Annotated in this window: 21 protein-coding genes; 15 read left to right on the forward strand and 6 right to left on the reverse strand. The window is 61.4% G+C overall.

Going from position 1 to position 20,976, the window contains the following annotated elements:
* Window positions 1-24: 24 nt before the first annotated feature.
* From ACZ0AJ_RS01105 to budC, 5 genes are all read left to right on the forward strand, one after another.
* Entirely contained in the window at window positions 25-1,182 is a 1,158-nt protein-coding gene (locus ACZ0AJ_RS01105; RefSeq protein WP_499453374.1) for a COX15/CtaA family protein, read from the forward strand.
* On the forward strand, window positions 1,182-2,075 hold the full coding sequence (cyoE, locus tag ACZ0AJ_RS01110; RefSeq protein WP_258836573.1) for a heme o synthase: 894 nt from the start codon (window positions 1,182-1,184) through the stop codon (window positions 2,073-2,075). Before ACZ0AJ_RS01105 ends, cyoE begins: the two co-directional genes overlap by 1 nt.
* A gap of 13 nt (window positions 2,076-2,088) precedes the next feature.
* Window positions 2,089-2,679 carry an SCO family protein gene (locus ACZ0AJ_RS01115; protein WP_332533013.1) on the forward strand — a complete coding sequence of 197 codons (591 nt, stop codon included), beginning with the start codon at window positions 2,089-2,091 and terminating at the stop codon, window positions 2,677-2,679.
* Window positions 2,680-2,708: 29 nt separating this feature from the next.
* Entirely contained in the window at window positions 2,709-3,788 is a 1,080-nt protein-coding gene (locus ACZ0AJ_RS01120; RefSeq protein ID WP_499453377.1) for an AI-2E family transporter, read from the forward strand.
* Window positions 3,789-3,941: 153 nt separating this feature from the next.
* Complete coding sequence (gene budC / locus ACZ0AJ_RS01125) at window positions 3,942-4,703, forward strand: meso-2,3-butanediol dehydrogenase (protein WP_499453379.1); 762 nt, start codon at window positions 3,942-3,944, stop codon at window positions 4,701-4,703.
* 67 nt (window positions 4,704-4,770) lie between these two features.
* Here budC and ACZ0AJ_RS01130 read toward each other — a convergent pair whose 3' ends face one another.
* Together ACZ0AJ_RS01130 and ACZ0AJ_RS01135 are read right to left on the reverse strand one after the other, a co-directional pair.
* The gene (locus ACZ0AJ_RS01130) at window positions 4,771-4,947 is read right to left on the reverse strand and encodes a hypothetical protein (RefSeq protein WP_499453381.1); all 177 of its coding nucleotides are present in this window, start codon (window positions 4,945-4,947) and stop codon (window positions 4,771-4,773) included.
* Between the two features lie 152 nt (window positions 4,948-5,099).
* On the reverse strand, window positions 5,100-6,200 hold the full coding sequence (locus ACZ0AJ_RS01135) for an NADH:flavin oxidoreductase/NADH oxidase (RefSeq protein WP_183557035.1): 1,101 nt from the start codon (window positions 6,198-6,200) through the stop codon (window positions 5,100-5,102).
* A gap of 201 nt (window positions 6,201-6,401) precedes the next feature.
* Here ACZ0AJ_RS01135 and ACZ0AJ_RS01140 point away from each other — a divergent pair, with 201 nt between their 5' ends.
* The gene (locus ACZ0AJ_RS01140) at window positions 6,402-6,701 is read left to right on the forward strand and encodes a putative quinol monooxygenase (RefSeq protein ID WP_499453383.1); all 300 of its coding nucleotides are present in this window, start codon (window positions 6,402-6,404) and stop codon (window positions 6,699-6,701) included.
* Between the two features lie 37 nt (window positions 6,702-6,738).
* Here the strand turns inward: ACZ0AJ_RS01140 and ACZ0AJ_RS01145 are convergent, their stop codons facing one another.
* The 3 genes from ACZ0AJ_RS01145 to ACZ0AJ_RS01155 form a co-directional block, all read right to left on the reverse strand.
* On the reverse strand, window positions 6,739-6,984 hold the full coding sequence (locus tag ACZ0AJ_RS01145) for a glutaredoxin domain-containing protein (RefSeq protein WP_499453385.1): 246 nt from the start codon (window positions 6,982-6,984) through the stop codon (window positions 6,739-6,741).
* A gap of 137 nt (window positions 6,985-7,121) precedes the next feature.
* Window positions 7,122-7,595 (reverse strand): putative quinol monooxygenase, encoded by a 474-nt coding sequence (locus ACZ0AJ_RS01150; RefSeq protein ID WP_499453387.1) that lies wholly within the window; start codon window positions 7,593-7,595, stop codon window positions 7,122-7,124.
* Window positions 7,596-7,634: 39 nt separating this feature from the next.
* Complete coding sequence (locus ACZ0AJ_RS01155; RefSeq protein WP_499453389.1) at window positions 7,635-8,522, reverse strand: AraC family transcriptional regulator; 888 nt, start codon at window positions 8,520-8,522, stop codon at window positions 7,635-7,637.
* Window positions 8,523-8,839: 317 nt separating this feature from the next.
* On the opposite strand from ACZ0AJ_RS01155, the gene paoA reads away from it, so the two are divergent.
* From paoA to ACZ0AJ_RS01195, 8 genes are all read left to right on the forward strand, one after another.
* Window positions 8,840-9,490 carry an aldehyde dehydrogenase iron-sulfur subunit PaoA gene (paoA, locus tag ACZ0AJ_RS01160; RefSeq protein ID WP_499453391.1) on the forward strand — a complete coding sequence of 217 codons (651 nt, stop codon included), beginning with the start codon at window positions 8,840-8,842 and terminating at the stop codon, window positions 9,488-9,490.
* Complete coding sequence (locus ACZ0AJ_RS01165; RefSeq protein WP_499453393.1) at window positions 9,487-10,446, forward strand: FAD binding domain-containing protein; 960 nt, start codon at window positions 9,487-9,489, stop codon at window positions 10,444-10,446. Before paoA ends, ACZ0AJ_RS01165 begins: the two co-directional genes overlap by 4 nt.
* Complete coding sequence (gene paoC, locus ACZ0AJ_RS01170; RefSeq protein WP_499453395.1) at window positions 10,443-12,653, forward strand: aldehyde oxidoreductase molybdenum-binding subunit PaoC; 2,211 nt, start codon at window positions 10,443-10,445, stop codon at window positions 12,651-12,653. The genes ACZ0AJ_RS01165 and paoC overlap by 4 nt, the downstream gene beginning before the upstream one ends.
* Before the next feature lie 57 nt (window positions 12,654-12,710).
* Window positions 12,711-13,742: an SMP-30/gluconolactonase/LRE family protein gene (locus tag ACZ0AJ_RS01175; protein WP_499453397.1), complete on the forward strand. Its 1,032-nt coding sequence runs from the start codon at window positions 12,711-12,713 to the stop codon at window positions 13,740-13,742.
* A complete protein-coding gene (locus ACZ0AJ_RS01180) occupies window positions 13,739-16,183 on the forward strand; it encodes a membrane-bound PQQ-dependent dehydrogenase, glucose/quinate/shikimate family (RefSeq protein WP_499453399.1) in 2,445 nt (814 codons plus the stop codon). The genes ACZ0AJ_RS01175 and ACZ0AJ_RS01180 overlap by 4 nt, the downstream gene beginning before the upstream one ends.
* Window positions 16,180-16,770 (forward strand): (R)-mandelonitrile lyase, encoded by a 591-nt coding sequence (locus tag ACZ0AJ_RS01185; protein ID WP_499453401.1) that lies wholly within the window; start codon window positions 16,180-16,182, stop codon window positions 16,768-16,770. The genes ACZ0AJ_RS01180 and ACZ0AJ_RS01185 overlap by 4 nt, the downstream gene beginning before the upstream one ends.
* A gap of 133 nt (window positions 16,771-16,903) precedes the next feature.
* Window positions 16,904-17,584, forward strand: a complete 681-nt coding sequence (locus ACZ0AJ_RS01190) for a carboxymuconolactone decarboxylase family protein (protein ID WP_499453403.1) — start codon at window positions 16,904-16,906, stop codon at window positions 17,582-17,584.
* A gap of 160 nt (window positions 17,585-17,744) precedes the next feature.
* Window positions 17,745-18,311, forward strand: coding sequence for a DUF3617 domain-containing protein (locus ACZ0AJ_RS01195; RefSeq protein ID WP_499453405.1), 567 nt, complete (start codon window positions 17,745-17,747; stop codon window positions 18,309-18,311).
* 13 nt (window positions 18,312-18,324) lie between these two features.
* Here ACZ0AJ_RS01195 and ACZ0AJ_RS01200 read toward each other — a convergent pair whose 3' ends face one another.
* Window positions 18,325-19,605, reverse strand: a complete 1,281-nt coding sequence (locus tag ACZ0AJ_RS01200; RefSeq protein ID WP_499453407.1) for an Nramp family divalent metal transporter — start codon at window positions 19,603-19,605, stop codon at window positions 18,325-18,327.
* 309 nt (window positions 19,606-19,914) lie between these two features.
* Here ACZ0AJ_RS01200 and ACZ0AJ_RS01205 point away from each other — a divergent pair, with 309 nt between their 5' ends.
* On the forward strand, window positions 19,915-20,943 hold the full coding sequence (locus tag ACZ0AJ_RS01205; RefSeq protein WP_499453409.1) for a glycerophosphodiester phosphodiesterase: 1,029 nt from the start codon (window positions 19,915-19,917) through the stop codon (window positions 20,941-20,943).
* Window positions 20,944-20,976 lie beyond the last annotated feature (33 nt).

Raw genomic sequence — 20,976 nt, forward strand, 5'->3', positions numbered from 1 at the left:
ACCACGTTACCGGTAAAGAATCACATGGACCTGTCTTCCCTCATACACCTCGGCCTGATGGGCCTGCTCGTGGCCAGCCTGCCGCTGGCGATCGTCTGGATGTCGTCCGACGCCCACAAATACCGCAAGCTGGTCTGGGTGATGGTGTTTTTGACGTTCGACCTGATCGTGTTCGGCGGCTTCACGCGCCTGACCGACTCGGGCCTGGGTTGCCCGGACTGGCCGGGCTGCTATGGCGAAGCCAACCCGTTCCTGGCGCACGAGCAGATCGCCGCGGCCGAAGCCGCGATGCCGACCGGTCCGGTCACGGTGGCCAAGGCCTGGATCGAGATGATCCACCGCTACCTGGCAATGGGCATCGGCGCGCTGATCCTGGCGCTGCTGTTCACGTCGGTAAAACAATGGCGCCGCACGCACGACGCCGTGTTCCAGCCGGCCATGCCGATCGCCTTGCTGGCCTCGGTGCTGGTGCAGGGCGCGTTCGGCGCCTGGACCGTGACGCTCAAGCTGCAACCGGTGATCGTCACCATCCACCTGTTGCTGGGCATGACGCTCCTGGCGATGCTGGTCTGGATGGGATGCCGCGAAGACGCGCTGCTCAAGCCGGCGGCGCCACTTCGCGGTCCTGGTTTGGTCGCACGGCTGCGCAGTCTGCGCTGGCTGTCACTGCTCGCTGCCGTCGTGCTCACCGTCCAGATCGCGCTGGGCGGGTGGGTAAGCACTAACTATGCAACCATGGCCTGCGACACGTTCCCGCTCTGCCAGGGCGCGCTCGTGCCGGAGCTCGATTTCGAGCATGGCTTCCACCTGTGGCGCGAGCTGGGCAAGACGATGGAAGGGCATTATTTGCCGTTCTCGGCGCTGGTGGCGATCCACTGGGTGCACCGCGCCTTTGCGCTGGCCGTCGTGCTGGTGCTGGGTCTGGCGGCGTGGCGCGCCTGGCGCCTGCCGGTGCTGGGCAAGACTGCCCGCCTGCTGGTGCTGGTCATGGTGGCGCAGCTGTGCACGGGCATCGCGACCGTGTATTTCAGCTTTCCGCTGGCGATTGCCGTCATGCATAACGCCGGGGCGGCGCTGCTGGTGATCCTGGTGACCATGTTAAACTACCGGGTGAAGTTCCAACTCGACGCGGCCCGCGCTGTCCCAGCGCCCGGACTCGCCGCGTCCGCAAGCACCCATTGATGACAACCCAGACAGCCATCCCCAAGCCCCAGAGCCGTTTCTCGCAGTATTGGACCCTGACCAAGCCGCGCGTGACGAAGCTGGCGGTATTTTGCGCCGTGATCGGGATGTTTCTCGCCACGGACGGCTTCCCGGGTTGGCAAACGCTGATCGCCGGCACCGCCGGTATCTGGCTGCTGGCGGCTGCCGCATTCGCTGTCAATTGCCTGGTCGAGGCGCGCGTCGATGCGCGCATGACGCGCACCGCGCGCCGCGCCACCGCCTCGGGCGAACTGAGCACGACGCAGACCGTGGTCTTTTCGTCGATCATCGGCGGCCTGGGCATGCTGGTGCTGTACACGCTCGTCAATCCGCTGACCATGTGGCTGACCTTCGTCACGTTCGTCGGCTACGCCTTCATCTACACGCTGCTGCTCAAGCCGAACACGTCGCAGAACATCGTCATCGGCGGCCTGTCGGGCGCGATGCCGCCGGCGCTGGGCTGGGCGGCGGTGGCCAACGAAGTCCCGATGGAAGCGTGGCTGCTGGTCCTGATCATTTTCATGTGGACCCCGCCGCACTTCTGGGTGCTGGCGATGTATCGCCGCGAAGACTACGCGCGCTCGGGCCTGCCGATGCTGCCGATCACGCACGGCATGAAATTCACGGGCCTGCAGGTGTGGCTGTACACGATCGGCCTGGCCGCTACCACCTTGCTGCCGTTCGCGGTCGGCATGAGCGGCCTGATCTATCTGGCGGCTGCGGTGCCGCTCAATGCGGTCTTCCTGCGCCACTCGTGGCGCGTGCACCGCAACTACAGCGATGCGCAGGCGCGCAAGACGTTCACGTGGTCGATCGTCTACCTGTCGCTGCTGTTCGCGGCGCTGCTGGTCGACCACTATTTCAAGTTCTGATAACGGGTTCAAGATGAAACGACTGCTGACCATCGCGGCGTTCTCGGCCGTGGCGCTGTTTGCCACCGGCTGCGACAAGCTGCGCGACAAAGCCCCGGCCTTCCACAACACGGACGTGACGGGCGTCGACTATGCCAAGGGCTTCACGCTGACCGACCACACCGGCAAGGTGCGCACGCTCGAAGACTTCCGCGGCAAGATCGTCGTGATGTTCTTCGGCTATACCCAATGCCCGGACGTGTGCCCGACCACGATGGCCGAAATGGCGACCGTGCTGAAAGAAATGGGCCCGTCGGCCGATGAAGTGCAGGTGCTGTTCGTGACGGTCGACCCCGAACGCGACACGCAGGAACTGCTGTCGCACTATGTGCCAGCGTTCGACAAGCGCTTCATCGGCCTGTACGGCGACGCCGCTGCGACGGCGAAAGTGGCCAAGGAATTCAAGGTGTTCTACGCCAAGGCGCCGGGCGCCGACGCGAGCAGCTACACGGTCGACCACACGGCCGGCAGTTTCGTGTTCGACAAACAGGGCCAGCTGCGCCTGTTCGTGCGCCATGGCCAGGGGCCGGGCCTGATCGCCCACGACCTGCGTCAACTGCTATGATGCCGTAAATACCACTTCCCTGAGGCAGCATGGAGCAGCAACGACCCGGCAGGAACTACACCCGCATCGCCATGGTCATCCTGCTCACGCTGGGCTGCCTTTATGTGCTGCGGCCGTTTTTGCCGGCGATCCTGTTCGCCGCCGCCGTCGCCATCTCGAGCTGGCCGCTGTATCTGCGGCTGCTCACGCGCCTGAACGGCCAGCGCACGATCGCAGCGCTGACCATGACGCTCTCGCTCACGCTGCTGTTCATCATTCCGCTGTCGATGGTCGCCTACAACCTGGGCGACGACGTCGCACGTGGCTTCGGCGAACTGCGCCTCTTGATCGAGCACCGTGAACTGGCGCCGCCCACCTGGCTGCGCGACATCCCGCTGGTCGGCCCGTCGGTCGAGACCTATCTGAATAACCTGATCGCCAGCCGCGAGCAGATGCTGGCGCTGGCCCAGCGCATGCTCGAGCCGGCGCGCCACTGGCTCGTCAAGGGCGGCCTGATGCTCGGCACCGGCGTCGTGCAAATGAGCCTGGCCGCATTCGTGAGCTTCTTCCTGTACCGCGACGGCAATGGCCTGCTGTCGATCATCGAAGTCACGATGCGCAAGGTGATGGGCGAGGGCGCCGAGTCGATCCAGGCCACCGTCAGCCAGACGGTGCGCGGCGTGATGTACGGCCTGCTCGGCACCGCGCTGGCCCAGGCGATCGTCGCCGCCATCGGCTTTGCGATTGCCGGCGTGCCAGCCGTGCCGCTGCTGTCGGTGCTGATCTTCCTGACGTCGCTGATTCCGTTCGGCCCGCCACTGGTCTGGGGCGGCGCCGCGCTCTGGCTGTTCGCGCAGGGCGAGACAGGCTGGTCGATCTTCATGACGGTGTGGGGCGCGGTCTTGATCAGCGGTGTCGACAACGTCGTGCGGCCGATGCTGATCAGCCGTGGCAGCAGCCTGCCGTTCCTGCTCACGCTGCTCGGCGTGCTGGGCGGCCTGATCGCATTCGGCTTCATCGGGATGTTCATCGGGCCGGTGCTGCTGGCGGTGGGTTACTCCCTGATGAGCGAGTGGACCGGCACCGAAGATCCGATCGTCAAGCACGACGAAGAACGCATCGTCGAATAGAGTCGATCGGAGTTTTCCTGCTGGAACCGTAAGAGGGGTGCACGAACCGCTGTGCTATCGTCGGCAGCACATACTCGTGAACCAACAAGGCATGATGAATGGCCCGCTTGCCGTGCGCAACCGGGCTGTCGCCGCCCCCTCGAAAGGAACTCAATGAACCGTTTCAACGATAAAACCGTCCTCGTCACCGGCGCCGCATCCGGCATCGGCCTGTCGGCTGCCCGCCGCTTTCTGGATGAAGGCGCCCGTGTCGTCATGCTCGATATCGATGGCGATAAACTCGACAAAGCTGCCGCCAGCCTTCCCCAGGATCGCGTGCTCGTGCAGGTCGGTGACACCGCCGACAAGGCCACCGCGACAGCCGCTGTCAAGGCCACCATCGAGCGCTTCGGCGGCCTGCACATCCTGATCAACAATGCCGGCATCGCGACGGACGGCGACATCATGGCCACGAGCGAAGAAGACTTCACGCGCGTCATGGCCGTCAATGTCACTGGCTACTATCACATGGCCAAGGCGGCGATGCCCGAACTCGTCAAGACACGCGGATCGATCGTCATGACGTCGTCGGTGTCGGGACTGGGCGGTGACTGGGAAATGTTTGCCTACAACACGTCGAAAGGCGCGGTCAGCAATATGGTGCGCGCAATGGCGATGGATGCGGCCAAGGACGGGGTGCGCGTGAACGCGGTCAATCCAAGCTTTACTGACACCGGGTTGACGAAGGATATGGTCAGCAAGCCCGAGCTGGTCGCCAAGTTCAATGAGCGCATGCCGCTGGGCGCGCCGGAAGATCCGGATGGCGTTGCAGCCGCGATGGCGTTCCTGGCGAGCGACGATGCGCGCCTTATCACTGGCGTGAACTTGCCGGTGGATGCGGGCTTGATGGCGTCGAACGGTCAGCCACCGCAGTAAAACACTGGCAGCACGGGGCGATGCGTCTGGCACGCCCCGCGCTGCAAGGTTATGTCAGGCGAGGCGCTTAGCCCCCGCCAATACCCACAGTCACATGCCCGCTGCCGCCGCATTGCGGGCAGGCCTTGCCGTCCGGGAGTGTGCCTTTGCCGGCACAGGCGTCACAGACGTCCTCGCCGGTACCGGGCGTGCCGGGTTCGGCATCGTCGCCGGGATTGAGGTCGTGTTCGGGATGAATGCTCATGATGCTCCTCGTTGCTGATCGGTCAACCGATTGTAGTGAGGTTTTCGAGCGGGTGGCGCGAGGCAGGCGCTGCAGGAAACGCAAGCGCCCCAATCGCTAGTCGCACAACGGTTCGGCAGTCAGGGCAACGCTCCCTGCCTGCCGAAACACGCTTACTTCTGCATGCTGTAACGCTCGAGCCAGTGCGCATACGGCGCCGGCAACACCCAGGTCGGACGCTCGATGCCCAGCTCTTTGGCCGCTTCCAGCGGGTAGTGCGGATTGGCCAGGTGGGCGCGGCCGACCATGACCAGATCCAGCTGTTCGTCGGCCACGGCGCGTTCTGCCAGGTGCGGACCGTCGAAGCCCCATGCCGACGCGACCGGGATGCCGGCTTCGTCACGCACGCGCTTGGCCACCGGACCCAGGAAGGCCGGACCCCACGGGATATTCACATCCGGAATCGTGAAGTTGACGCTGACGCTCAGCATGTCCAGGCCGCGCTGGCGCATCATGCGAATCAGTTCGATCGACTCGTTGACGGTTTGCTCGTCGTTGCCATCGTATTCGATGACGCCAAGACGCGCGGTGAGCGGCAGGTTGGCTGGCCAGACTTCGCGCACGGCCTCAAGCGTCTCGAGCAAAAAGCGGCTGCGGCCGGCGAAATCACCACCGTACTGGTCAGTGCGCTTGTTCGAGTGCGGCGAAAAGAAGCTCTGGCCCAGGTAACCGTGAGCAAAGTGCAGTTCGAGCCATTCGAAGCCGGCAGCCAGTGCGCGACGGGCAGCGTCGACGAAATTGGCCTTGACGCGCGCGATGTCGTCCAGCGTCATTTCCTTTGGCACTTTCGGCAGGTTCTTGCCGAAGGCAATCGCCGACGGTGCGATGGTGTCCCACCCATACGCATCGTCCGACGGGATATGGTCATCGCCTTCCCACGGACGGTTGGCGCTGGCCTTGCGGCCGGCGTGGCCGATCTGGATACCGGCGACCGAACCTGCGGCCTTGATACGGGCGGCGATGTGGGCCATGCCCTCGACCTGTGCATCGTTCCACAGGCCGGTGCAGCCCGGGGTAATCCGGCCTTCGGGCGAGACTGCGGTCGCTTCGACGATCACCAGGCCGGCGCCGCCGCGGGCAATGCTGGCGTAGTGCGTCTGATGCCAATCGTTGACGAAGCCGTCATTGGCGGTGTACTGGCACATTGGCGGCACCGCGATACGGTTGCGCAACGTGACGTCTTTGAGGGTGAACGGGGTAAACAAGGCTGCCATGGATTTTTCGTTTTCTTAACGTAGGGGTCAAGCCGCGGTCTGCGCCGCGGCGGTCGGCCAGTATAGAAGGAAGGCGTAAAACGTGCTGGCGAGGCCAGCGTTTTGCAGTTGGACCGTCGATTTGTGCCCAGCGCCGGTCGCGGAACTTTCTGCCAGCGCCATTGTGATAATCTTGTCGGTCGCTCACTTTCAGGGACCACCATGACCTTGCCCGTCGTTGCTATTTTTGTTGCCAAGCCCGGTTTGGAAGAGAAACTGGAAACACTGTTACGCAGCGTTGTCGAGCCGACGCTGCGCGAGGAAGGATGCATCAGCTACCAGGTGAACCGCGATATCGCCAATCCACGACGCTTCGTGTTCACCGAGGAGTGGCGGAGCAAGGCCGACCTTGACCGGCATCTTGCGACGCCACATCTGCGGATGCTGTCGGAGCAGATACCGGCGTTGATCGAATCGAGCGATGTGATCCTGCTGGCGAAGGTTGCCGGCGGTCCGGCATAAGCCGGTGGGCGCCTGGCGCCCGCCAGGCGGCTGGCGTTTACTTCTCGCCTAAAAAAGCGGTGAGTTCTTCATGCCCGCCAATGCGCTTGCCGTCAATATAAGTCTGCGGCGTCGTCTCGACACCCTCGGCCTGCATGAACGAATCGACTTCGCTCCGGGTCGTCAATTGATGATCCTCGACCTGGTAACCCGCCTGTTGCAACAAGTCGAGTGATGCGACGCCGAATGGGCAAGTATGTTCCGGGGTGACCATGCGGTGCAGTGTTGCTTGCTTCGATTCCATTGGAATAACCTTTCTTGAATAGCTCGGTTGCCTGTGGCAACGCGACGAGCAGTGACATCGGGAGTTCGAGATTAGGCGTGTGGTACGGGCCGCGCCGTGCGTGAACGCACCCACATCCGTAAATCATCACGCCTGACTCACTCGGCACTGACCTTCATCTTTGTAAACATGCGGCCCATGGTCTTAGCGTCGATCGCCTGCATATCGACCAACTTCAGCGACTTAACCATGGGCAATGTTGTGGATTTGTACTTTTGGAAATGGGCCGTCGTTAAATGCGACTCGTACGCCCGGCGATCTGCATAAATCTCGAGAATCCTGAATGTCGTATCGCTCTCTTTTTCGTACATCGGAAAAATCGCAATGACACCAGGTTCCAGTCGCACTGACGCTTCGGCCTCTTCTGCCAATATTGCCTTGTACTGATCTAGTTGACCCGCAGTAATTTCAATCTCGGATATGCGTACCATCATGGCCGCTGGCGCCTGGGCATAGGTTGTGCTGGAAAGTGTCAGCATGATCGCCGAACTCATAGCCGCAATAAGGTTTCGGATTCCTCCAAAGGAAATCCGCTGCAGATTAGCGCCAGTTCGCTCAAAAGAATTGGTCATGAATGTCATTTCTGCCCCTTAGTGGTAAAGACGATTCGATCAGGTGGCGAGGCCATTGCCGACTGCCAGCAGTGACCGGACATCGCGCAGCGGCGGCTTGCCGAAAGCACGGCTGTATTCGCGATTGAACTGACTGGCACTTTCGTACCCCACGACGAAACCTGCACTTGCAGCATCCATGCCGTCTGTCAGCATGCGCCGCCGGGCTTCGTGCAGACGCAGTTTTTTCTGGTACTGAAGTGGCGTCATCGAGGTCATGAGGCGAAAGTGATGATGCAGCGTAGACACGCCCATGCAGGCGATTTGCGCAAGTTCGTCGATACGAAGAGGTTCAGTGAAATGATCCCTGATCCATTCAACCGCCTTGGCTGTCTGCTGGCTGTTGTCGCCTGATGTCGCTATCGCGCGAAGGCGTTGCCCTTCGGCGCTTTGAAGAATGCGGAAAATAATCTCACGTTCAATCAACGCGCTCATGAAAGGGATTTCAGCTGGCACACTTTGAAGATCAATCAGCCGCGAAAATGCATCGAGCATTTCTGCGGTCGTTTCCGCCGTCGTCATGCCCGGTTCGCTGTTGTTCATTCCCGTAATAGTCGCCGACACCCCTGCGAGCATCTCCCGGACAACGCCCATGTCCAACTTGAGCCTGATACACAAATAAGGTGCTTCCGGGCTGGCCTCTACAACCTGGCTCGTCACCGGCAGATCGATCGAGGTAATCAGAAAATGCGACGCATCGTAATCAAAGCGGATGGGCCCCAGCATCACCCGTTTCTTCCCCTGCAGGACCACAGCCACGCTTGGCTCATACGTAACGGAGTCTGGCACTGTAGGCGCGACATAGCGATACAGCGTCACACCGGGGATGGAGGTCGAAAAACTCGGCTCGGCGCCAACCAGTGGTATGACGCGTTCGACCAACTGCATCCTGAGTGCGTCACGCCGGCTCGGCGAAGGATCCGGGGAGAGAACAGACGTTTGAGCCAACGAATTCATAATTTTTGACTGGATTTATTTTATTCAAGGATAAGACGAGTGACTGGCCATGCCTACCGAATTCACGCTCGTCAGAGGATCAGGCAATAAATCAGGAGGATGAGGATACCGTTTGAATCGTGCGCCCCGCAAGCTGGTCATATTCGTACAAACGTACTTTGCTTTGCCAGGGGAATTGAATGCATCGTCGATGAAACGATCAAGGCTCCCAATCATTGAACACTCAAAACGAATTGGATACCGCACCCATGAACCATCCAGAACAGCTGGCAGTTTCACGTCGAGAATTTCTTGTCACCGGCTCGGCCGCAGCCGCGGTCAGCATGCTGCCGATCGAGGCCAACGCGCAGGCACAACATACCGGGTCAGGTACGCCGGCAACGGTGGCGATCCAGGTCAACGGCACGACACATCGCATCGAACTCGATACCCGTACCACGCTGCTCGACACGCTGCGTGAGCACCTGCACCTGACTGGCACGAAAAAAGGCTGTGACCAGGGGCAGTGCGGGGCATGCACCGTACTCGTCAATGGACAGCGCATCAATTCTTGCCTGACGCTTGCTGTCATGCACGATGGCGACAGTATCACCACGATTGAAGGGCTGGGGACGCCTCAGCGCCTGCACGCCATGCAGCAAGCCTTCGTCAAGCATGACGGTTTCCAGTGCGGCTATTGCACGCCAGGCCAGATCTGTTCGGCCGTGGCAGTTCTCGACGAAATCAAGGCAGATATTCCAAGCCACGTAACGGCCAATCTCACCACCAGGCCGGTGCTGAGTGCAGACGAACTGCGGGAGCGTATGAGCGGCAATATTTGCCGATGCGGCGCCTATTCGAACATCATCGACGCCATCACGGAAGTCGCGGGCGCAACAGTCGTGAAAGGGCAGCCATGAAAGCCTTTACCTACGAGCGCGCCCATTCTGCAGCCGAAGCGGCATCTGCAGCTGCCCGACACCCTGGCGCGAAATACATTGCAGGCGGAACGAATCTGCTCGATTTGATGAAGCTGGAGATTGAAACGCCGGTTCACCTGATCGATGTGAATGGACTGGGACTCGACAAGATCGAACCCATGGCCGATGGTGGACTGCGCATTGGCGCACTGGTGCGCAACACGGCGTTGGCCTCCCATCAGTTAGTGCGGCGCGACTATGGGCTGCTGTTCCGTGCACTGCTTGCCGGTGCATCCGCGCAACTGCGCAACAAAGCGACGACAGCCGGCAATCTGCTGCAACGGACGCGGTGCCCGTATTTCTATGACACCAATCAGGCATGCAATAAACGCCGTCCTGGCAGCGGTTGCAGCGCGATCGGTGGTTACAGCCGTCAGCATGCCGTGCTGGGCGCCAGCGACGCATGCATTGCAACTTATCCGGGCGACATGGCCGTGGCCATGCGCGCACTTGACGCGACAGTCGAGACAGTCAACGCAGGCGGCGCAAGCCGCACGATCCCTATCGCAAATTTCTACCGGTTGCCCGGCACCACGCCCCATGTCGAAAACACGCTGCAGCCCGGTGAACTGATCACTGCCGTCACGCTGCCACCACCGATTGGGGGCACGCACATCTACCGCAAGGTACGCGACCGCGCATCCTATGCGTTTGCGTTGATCTCGGTCGGCGCCATCGTGCAAGCGGATGGCACTGCGCGCATTGCACTGGGAGGAATGGCTCACATGCCATGGCGAGTAGAGGCAGCCGAACGCGCCATGTCCAGTGGCGACAAGGCCGGCATGGCCCAGCTGCTGTCAGGCGCCAGGACGACCCCTGAAAACGCATTCAAGTTGACACTGGCCGAGCGCACCCTCGCGTCGGTGCTGGCGCAAGCAAGGAGCACACAGTCATGAAATTCGATACCCCCGCTACAACCAATCCCATCGACCAGATGAAGGTCGTTGGTCATCCAGCCGATCGGGTAGATGGCCCACGCAAGGTCACTGGCACCGCCACCTATGCTTATGAACAGCACGAGGCGGCGCCGGACGCCGTGTACGGCTACGTCATTGGCGCCGCGATTGCAAAGGGAACAATCGAAGCGATCGACACGCGGGCGGCCAGCCGGGCGCCGGGAGTGCTGGCCGTGATCAGCGCCGACAACGCAGGCAAGCTGGACAAGGGCGAGTTTTATGCGGCGCGGGCTCTGGCCGGACCTGATGTGGATCATTACCACCAAGCGGTCGCGATTGTTGTCGCGCAGACCTTCGAGCAGGCGCGGTCAGCTGCGCAACTGGTGCGGGTGCACTACCGACGTGGCAACGGCGTATTCGATCTGGCCGCTGCGAAAGATGGCGCACCGCCCCCGAAGCCAGGCCCGTATTCGCCACCGGCCGAGACGTCGGTGGGGGATTTTGAAGGCGCTTTTGCCAGGGCGGCCGTCAAGCTCGATGCGCATTTCACGACGCCAGACCAGTCACATGCAATGATGGAACCCCATGCGACCATCGCTGTCTGGAAAGGACAAAAGCTGACGCTGTGGACCTCGGTTCAACAAGTCAATTGGGGCGTACGCGATCTGGCCAAAACACTTGGCATTGCCAAGGAAGACGTACACATCATTACACCCTACATCGGCGGCGGGTTCGGCGGCAAGGGAACGATTCTGTCGGATGCAGTTCTTGCCGCCGTCGCCGCGCGCAAGGTGCGGCGCCCAGTCAAGGTAACGCTGCAGCGCGCGCTCATGTTCAACAATGTGACGCACCGGCCCGCCACGATCCAGCGCGTACGGATCGGCGCGTCTCGCGACGGCAAGATCGATGCCATCGGACACGAAAGCTGGTCTGGCAACATCGAAGGCGGCAGGCCGGAAGCGGCCACTGCAGCCACCCGGCTGCTGTATGCCGGCCCGCACAGAATGACGCGCCTGCGGCTTGCGCATCTGGACCTGCCCGAGGGAAGTGCGATGCGCGCGCCCGGCGAAGCGCCCGGCATGATGGCACTTGAAATTGCGATGGATGAGATGGCCGAGAAACTGGGTCACGATCCCGTGGCGTTCCGTATCCTCAATGATACCCAGGTCGATCCGGAAGACCCGAAGCGGCCATTTTCAACGCGACAGCTCGTCAAGTGTCTGGAAACCGGGGCGAAGCAGTTTGGCTGGAGCGAACGCAATGCACGACCGGGCAGCCGGCGTGACGGTCGCTGGCTGGTTGGCATCGGCATGGCCTCTGCCATCCGCGGTGCACCTGTTACGAAGTCAGCAGCACGGGTCCGCCTCGACCACCGCGGCATCGTCACAGTGGAAACCGACATGACCGATATCGGCACGGGCAGCTACACGATCATCGCCCAGACGGCAGCAGAGATGATGGGCGTCGGCATCGACAAGGTGCGCGTCAGCCTGGGCGATTCGCACTTTCCCGAGTCTGCCGGTTCAGGGGGGCAGTGGGGTGCAGCGTCTTCCACGGCAGGCGTGTATGCGGCCTGCGTCAAATTGCGCGAAGCGGTGGCAAAACAACTGGAACTGGATCCTGCGACCGCCGAGTTTGCCGGTGGCCTGGTACGCGTCGGCAATCGCAGCGTGCCATTGACCCATGCTGCAAGGTGGCGCGACCTGGTTGGGGAAGATGTCATGGAATATGGTGACCTGGCCAAGCGTTATGCAATCCAGACGTTCGGCGCCCATTTCGTGGAAGTAGGCGTCGATGCCGCCACCGGTGAAATCCGCGTGCGGCGCATGCTTGCCGTTTGTTCGGCCGGTCGCATCATCAATCCCAAGACCGCGCGTAGCCAGGTGATCGGTGGCATGACAATGGGTATCGGGGCCGCCTTGATGGAAGAACTCGTCGTCGACAAACGCGTCGGTTTTTTTGTCAACCATGATCTTGCAGGCTACGAAGTGCCAGTGCATGCCGATGTGCCTCACCTCGATGCAATCTTCCTTGATGAAACAGACCCCACGATTGCGCCGCTCAAAGCAAAAGGCGTGGGCGAACTTGGCATCAGTGGGGTTGCTGCTGCGATCGCCAACGCCGTCTACAACGCGACTGGCGTACGGGTCAGGGAATATCCGGTCACGCTGGACAAACTGCTTGATGGTTTGCCGCCTGTGGCGTAAGCAGCCCATCTTCGAAGTGAAATGATGCCTACACATTGCTCTCTGAAAAAAAGATCCATGCTGCTTGGCGCGCTGGGTGGCATGGTTGTCGTCTCCTGTCCCGCGCTTGCGCAAACCGCCCCTGACCCGCTTGCGTTGCGCCGGGATCCGCGCATGACGGGCCCGGTGCCCATTCCTTCCGCAGAACGCAACATACCGACTGCGGTTGCGGAAAAGTGGGCAGAGGTCATCGACACCGATACGGCGCTTGAAGGCGCGCTGTTCGACACCGAAGGCAACCTGCTGGTGTGCGATGTCGGTGGCAGCAGGATCGTGCGCCTCGACGCCAATCGGCGCATCTCGGTATTACTGCATCAAGCCGGATTACACGCGGGTGGCCTGGCCATCCACCCGGACGGGCGCATTTTCGTTGCAGCTGCGGGAGACCGCAAGCGCGGCATGCTGGGTGTGATCGAATCTGGCCGCCATGAATTCAACAAAGTAGCGGTAACGGCCGATGCCTACGTGCCGAATGACCTGGTACTTGATCGGCATGGCGGATTTTATTTCACCGACTTCAAAGGCACGGCGTTCGATCCGACTGGCGGGGTCTATTACGTGGCACCGGACATGCGTACCGTCACGCCCATCGTGCAACGCCTTGCACTGGCCAACGGCATCGCGCTGAGCCCGGACGGCAAGTATCTGTGGGTGACGGAATTTGGCCAGAACCGCCTTCTGCGCATTACCCTGGAAACGCCTGCAACCGTGTCCAGTCTCGGGGTGGCAGTGGTGTATCGCTTCATCGGGCCGGCTCCCGACTCGATGCGGGTCGACGTCGAGGGCAACGTCTACGTGGCGCTCAATGGCCAGGGCAGGGTACTCGTTTTCAGTCAGGGCGGCATTCCGATCGGCCAGATCCTGCTGCCGGGGCGCGATGCAGGCCATTACCTCAAATCGGCGAGTCTGGCCCTCAAGCCTGGAACGAACGAGGTGTATATCGTCGCCAGCGACGGTGCAGGCGGGCAGGGTGGCGCCGTCTTCCGTGCGCGCACGTTCGTCACGGCGCAGGCACTTCCCAAACCGCAGCAGGCAGCAAAACGATCATGACCCTACCCAAGGAACCAAGATTGAACAGCTGGATTCGTCATGGCATGGCAATCCTGTTTGCACTCATCGGATTCGTACTGCTGATCGGCGGGGTGCGCTTGTTGCTGGCCAACGGCTCGGCTTATTACGCCCTGAGCGGGGCGGCACTCGTCGCAATCGGCTGGATGGTGGTGCGGCGTCATCCCCATGCAATCCATGCTTATGCGCTTGTCCTGGCACTCACGCTGGCGTGGAGTATCGGCGAAGTCGGCTTCGATGGGTGGGCGTTGGTCCCACGGCTGGGCGCGCCGTTTGCCATGGGCCTGCTCCTGCTGTTGCCGGCCGTACGGCGGTCTCCCGACATGGCAGCGGTGACGGCTGCCACATCAGGACGCCGTGGTGCATTGGCAGGCGTCGGCGTCTTTGCCATTGCCGCAGTTGCCGGGACGGCAATCCACGCCGCTGCAGGGCCGGATCCCGCGCCACCCTGGATGCGTCGGGGAATGCAGGCCCAGGTACCTTCCGCTGCATCCAAGGCAACGGGCGCAGCCGACCGTACGGATTGGCTGGCTTTCGGCAACGACCAGGCCGGTACCCGCTTCAGCCCTTTGTCCCAGATCAACGTCGATAATGTCGACAAACTGGAGGTCGCGTGGACAGCCGATACGGGCCCCATGTCGCCAGGACCGAAAAATGGCCTGGAAACGGTCCCCATCATGGTGGGCGACATGCTGTATGCCTGTAGCGGATTCAATCAGGTCGTGGCGCTCGACGCCGAAGATGGCACCAAACGGTGGAGCTACGACATGTCTGGTGGCGTGCCTGCGTCAGGCAAACCGTGCCGCGGCGTTTCGTATTACCGGATACCGAATGCGACAGGCGCCTGTGCGGAACGCATCATTGCCGCCAGCCAGACGCCAGCGTTGATCGCGGTGGACGCTCACACCGGAAAGGCGTGCACGGGCTTCGGCAAGCAAGGCTTCGTCGACCTGAACGCAAACATCAGCAAGTATCCGCGCGGGCAGTTCTATGTCAGCTCGGCGCCCCAGATCATCCGCGGCAACATCGTGGTTGGCGGCGGCATACCGGACGGTCAGTTCTGGGGCGGTCCTTCGGGCGTCATCCGTGCATTCGATGCTGTCTCCGGACAACTGGCGTGGGCGCTCGATCCCGGGCATCCCGAGCGTATCGGTGCACCGCCCGAGGGCGACGTCTATACCCCATCGTCACCCAACAGCTGGGCGCCGATCAGTGCTGACGAAACACTTGGTCTGGTGTACTTGCCGATGGGAAGCGCCACGCCGGACAATTATGGCGGACAGCGCCGCGCGCTCGACGACCAGTATGGTGACGCCGTCCTTGCCCTGGACGCCGAGACAGGCCGGCCGCGCTGGAGTTTCCAGACCACGCACCACGACATCTGGGACTACGATGTACCGGCCCAACCGACCCTGGTTGACCTGCCAGGCCCCGACGGTGTGCGCCATGCGCTGATCCAGGCCACCAAGCGTGGCGAGGTCTTCGTTCTTGATCGTACCAATGGCAAGCCGATTTTCCCGGTCGAAGAGCAGGCTGCATTGCAGGGTTCCGTTGCTCCCGGAGAGCGTTTGTCACCGACGCAACCTGCTTCCATCCGGTTGCCGGCGTTCAGAGGGGCGACGCTGGTGGAGAAAAACATGTGGGGGGTCACGCCGATCGACCAGATGCTGTGCCGCCTGCAGTTCCGTCAATCGCGTTACGAAGGCCACCTGACGCCATCCACGCTCGACACGCCAACCTTGTTCGATCCCGGCTCTGCAGGCGGCATCAACTGGGGCGGTGTCTCGATCGACCTCGATCGTGGCGTCATGGTGGTGACGTGGATGCAGACTGCCGACCGGGTCGAAATTCTGACACGTGCCGAGGCAATACGACGCAAGTTCAAACTCATGGACGGTCAGAGTTCGGGCGGCGATGCAGAACGCCCCATGCTCAATACGCCGTATGCCTCCTATGGGACAACGTTCGTTTCGCCGCTTGGCGTTCCCTGCAATGCGCCACCCTGGGGGCAGATCGGCGCTGTCGATCTGGCAACCGGTGCGCTGCTCTGGCACAAGCCGCTGGGATCGGCGCGCGACTCCGGTCCATTGGGCATCCCATCCATGGTGCCGTTGACGATCGGGACGCCACTCACGGGTGGCACCGTCACGACGCGCGGCGGCCTCATATTCGTTGGCGCAGCCGCAGAAAAGACGCTCCGGGCGATCGATCTGCGCACCGGGCGCGAGCTTTGGCAGGCACGGCTACCAGCCGGCGCCAACGCGTCGCCCATGACATATCGGGGGCCGCGTAGTGGCCGTCAATTCGTCGTCATCGCCGCAGGCGGAAAAGTGGCGCTGAAAACAAAGCTCGGCAACAGCATCGTGGCATTTGCGCTGCCCGGTTCAGGTCCTGCATCGGCATCTGCCGACGTCGTCAGATGAGCACCTTCTACAACGGTCATGCCATCGAGCGGCGATTTTTAACAGCATCATCGGGTCACAGGGAAATCCATGAACCTATCATCATAGCAACACTATCGCTCTTTCTTGCCGCACCTGCTTTCTCGCAAACTGCGACAGGACAGGCCAAGCCAGGGACTGCAGCGCAAGGCGCCGACGCCAGACCCGGCGAAATGACGATTGCCCGCGCCGGCAGCCAGGCATCAATCAAAGGGCCAGCGGAAAACTTTACCGGTAACGTCCGGGTCGACCCGGTGTTTGGCGCACACCCGCCGGTTACCACCTCGGCCGGCGCAGTCACGTTCGAACCACGCGCCCGGTCGGCCTGGCATACCCACCCTGCAGGGCAGGTCCTCGTTGTGACATCCGGCGTGGGACGGATTCAGCAGTGGGGCCGCAAAGCGGAAGATATCCGTCCCGGTGACGTGATCTGGACCCCGCCAGGCGTCAAGCACTGGCACGGCGCTGCGCCGACCACGGCGATGACCCATATCGCCATCCAGGATGCGGTGGGTGGCAAAACCGTCGAGTGGCTGGAGAAAGTCAGCGATGAACAGTACGCGCAATAAGTCCGTCATGCCAAACAGCGGGCTCGCTCTTGCATTGCTTGGCTGCGCAAGCTTGTTCGCCATGTCGGGCGATGCAAGTGCGCAGCCGCGCACAAGTGCGCCCGGTTCAACACCGCCAACCAAAGGAGTACTCATGGCTGCACCAGCATTCGACAACTACACCCAAAAACTGTTATTTGACGACGTATGGAAGCGCCCGGACCTGTCACAACGTGACCGGTCGCTTGTCACCATTGCCGTACTCGTTTCCAAAAACGCGACAGCGGAACTGCCTTCCTACCTGGCCCGGGCTCTCGACGCCGGGGTCAAGCCTGGCGAAATAGCGGAGATCATCACCCACCTCGCTTTCTATTCGGGCTGGCCCAATGCAAGCGGGGCCGCAAGTGCCGCGCAAGCCGTGTTTGCCCAACGCCAGATCGATGTGTCGCAACTGCCTCCGGCAAGGGTCGCGTTGCTGCCTCTGGACAAACAAGCAGAGGAAAAGCGCGCCAGGACTGTCGAAGAGAACTTCGGGCAGGTTTCGCCAGGCGTGGTGAAGTACACGACCGAGGCGTTGTTCCGGGACCTTTGGCTGCGTCCGGGGCTCGCACCGCGTGATCGCAGTATGGTCACGGTCAGCGCCCTGGTGACGTCCGGTCAGGTGGCGCAAATCACTTACCACCTGAACCGCGCCATGGACAATGGCCTGACCGAAAAAGAAGCGGGGGAAATGCTGACGCAGCTGGCGTTCTATGCCGGTTGGCCAAACGTGTTCTCCGCGATGCCCGTTTTCAAGGAGGTGTTCAGCAAGCGTGCAGAGACCGTGGGCAAGTAATCCTCATCGGGACCTGGCGCCGCCCAGGACATCGGATCGAAGGTATGCGTTGCCTGTCACCCGACACTGAGTTACTTGCATCGCATCGATTGCACAACCTCAGAATTCGCTCTCTGCCCGAATCGCATACACTGAAACATCCCACCTATCAGGAGCCAGTATGCGAACGAAACACGCCACACAGATCGTCTTTGCCCTCGCCAGCCTCTGTGCAGGGCAGGCATTCGCGCAGCAACCGACCATCAAACCCGGGCTGTGGCAGATCGATATGGCGCTGCCCGACAAGGCGAGTGGCAACCCGCTGGGGGGCTACCTCGAAATGATGAAAAGCCAGATGGCCATGATGACGCCCGAGCAGCGCGCGCAGATCGACAAGATGCTGGCTGCGAATGGCACCGAACTCAATGGCAATGGTTTGCGCACGAGACAGTGCATTACCCGGCAAAACATCAACGACTTCGATTTGTTCGGTAAAAAAGGCGCGGATTCCTGCATCAAGAAAATGACACCAACCGCCGGCGGGATGAATGTGAGCATGACCTGTGCCCAGCCCCGGATGAAGGTCGACGCCGTCGTGACGGCCGAGAGCGAGACATCGTATCGGTTTGAATCAGTTACTACCGTACCGGGGCCGGGCGGCGCAGACATCAGCCAGAAATCGAGCGGCACCGGAAAATGGCTGGGAAGCGATTGTGGCAAGACCGCTGCAGCAGCGGTTGGCCGGTAACGGGCACGCCCGTTCAGGCGAGGGCAAACATGCACGCCACAGCGAGCGCCATCACCGACGTGCATAGCCATCCAAGGACTTTCAAGCGTCGGGAGATGGTCAACGCGCCCATGACGTCGTGGTGCGCTGCCATCAGCAGCATCACGGCCATGATCGGGATCGAAACGACACCGTTGATGACGGCGCTCCAGTAGAGCGCCTTGATCGGGTCGATGGGTGCGTAGATCAGCGCCACCCCGAGAAGCGTCGCCAGAACGATGATCGCGTAGAAACGCGGCGCCACGGCCGGCTTGTCCTGCAAGCTGTTCTTCCATTCAAAGGTGCCCGCCATCGCATAGGCAGCCGATCCCGCAAGCACGGGAATCGCCAGCAGGCCGGTGCCGATAATGCCAAGACTAAAAAGGGTGAACGCGAATTCGCCGGCAATCGGCCGCAGCGCTTCGGCCGCCTGCGCCGAGGATGAAATATCGGTGATGCCGTGCAGGTGCAACGTCACGGCAAAGGTCAGCATGATGGCGAATGCCACCGCATTTGAAAAACCCATGCCAATATAGGTATCGACCTTGATACGGTCGAGGCTTGCCTTCGCTGCGGCCGGCGCATATTTCAGGGCCCGCGCGTCGGGTATCGCACGCAGGTTTTCGACTTCCTGCGATGACTGCCAAAAGAACAGGTACGGGCTGATGGTAGTGCCGAATACCGCGACAATCGTCGTGACGTAGGCTGCTTTCCAGGGCAGGTGCGGGAATGTGATCAAGCCGACTGCGACTGTGGCCCATGGCACCCTGACGACAAACACGGTCACCACGTACGCCAGTAGCGCCAGCGTCATCCATTTCAGGATACGCACATAGCGGGTGTACGGAATCATCACCTGCAGCACGGCGGACAATGCACCAAAGCCGATCGCGTACACATGTGCGGGGCCGCCCACTACCAGCCGCAGGGCGTCGCCCATTGCCGCAATGTCGGCGGCGATATTGATGATATTTGCAAGCAGCAACAGCATGACGATTGCATACAGCAACGTCTTCGAATAATGGCGCCGGATATTGGTGGCCAAACCATGCCCCGTCACCACGCCAATACGTGCGCTGACAATCTGGATACCGACCATCAGCGGATAGGTAAATATCACCGTCCACAGCAACCCGAAACCGAATTGCGCACCGGCCTGCGAGTAGGTTGCGATACCGCTCGGATCGTCGTCTGCTGCGCCGGTGATCAGGCCAGGTCCTAATTTGGATAGTAATGTGGTGGGTTTTTCTGCGAACGCCGGCAGGGACTCTTCCATAATTGCAGGCTATTCCATTTACTCATGCATGGTCCAGGACGGACTGGAGGGGATGTTCATCACTTCCCCACGAGTCTAACGCGTAAATTCGTCTTGTAGGATATTTCTTACACGACCTTGATGGCGACAGTGACAGCTGCAACGCCGCGTCGTCAGCAACACATTGGCACGCGAATTCATGCCACTGTCATCATGCCGAATTAGCATCCCCCCGTCAGACCCGCCGATATGGCGCTGACAACTTCTGATGCGCTCGCCCGTCATGCGTGGCGCGAAATAACTCATCACACTTGAAGAGGGTTTGCTTTTATGAAAACGTCGCATCTCGGACTGTTGCCGCTTGCTGCCATGCTGTTCGCGCCGGTCGCCGCCCATGCCATGCCGGTGTCGACGCTCACCGGTGAGCGTCCGCTGGTCATTTCCCACCGCGGCGCCAGCGGGTATCTGCCGGAAGAGTCCGTGCAGTCCTATCAACTGGCCATGCGGATGGGCGCCGACTATATCGAAGGCGACGTCTACCTGACCGCCGACAACAAGGCCGTGATGCTGCATGACGGCACTTTGAACGCCACGACGAATGTCGTCGCATTCGCCGCCACGCATCCCGAGATCGCCGCCCTGCGTTCCAGCAACGGGACCTACGATGTGCGCAAATTCACGCTGGCGCAGCTCGAGCAGTTGTCCGTGACGTGCCGCAACGCGAATGGCTACTGCACCGACAAGACTTATTTCAACCCGGCCATGTCGTACAGCTTCACGTCCTACGACGCCTTCCTCGACCTGGCCTACAACCATTTCCTGGAAACCGGTGTCGCCATCGGCGTCTTCCCGGAAGCCAAGCAAAGTGGGCTGGAGGTGGCGGAAGCCATCCTGGCAGGCCTGACCAATGCAAAGTACAACGGCTACTTCACGACAGTCGGCCGCGCCCTGACGCAGTCCTTCAACGCAGCGCAGGTGGAATACCTGAATGCCAACTCGTCCATCCCGGTCAGCTATCTGGGCGTGTGCCCCACCACGGCAGCAGGGGCGGCTGCGGTCGCCGCCATCGCCGACGGCATCGGTCCATCGGCGGGCCAGCTCAGCGCAGCCTGCGTGCAGGCCGCGCACGACGCAGGGATGACGGTCACGCCGTACACGTTCCTGAACAACCCGGCCAGCTACGAGGCGGCCTACAACCTCGGTGTGGATGGCGTGTTCACCAACTATCCGGACATCGCCGTCACCGTGCGCGACCAGGTATTCGGCCCGGCCACGCCAGTGCCCGAGCCACATTCGCTGGCGCTGCTGGGCCTGGGTCTGGCCGGCATCGTCGGACTGAAAAAACGCAAGCAGGCTTGATCACGCATGTGATTGGCACGCCCGGCCGGCCTG

The organism is Telluria sp. AC161 (assembly GCF_979258535.1).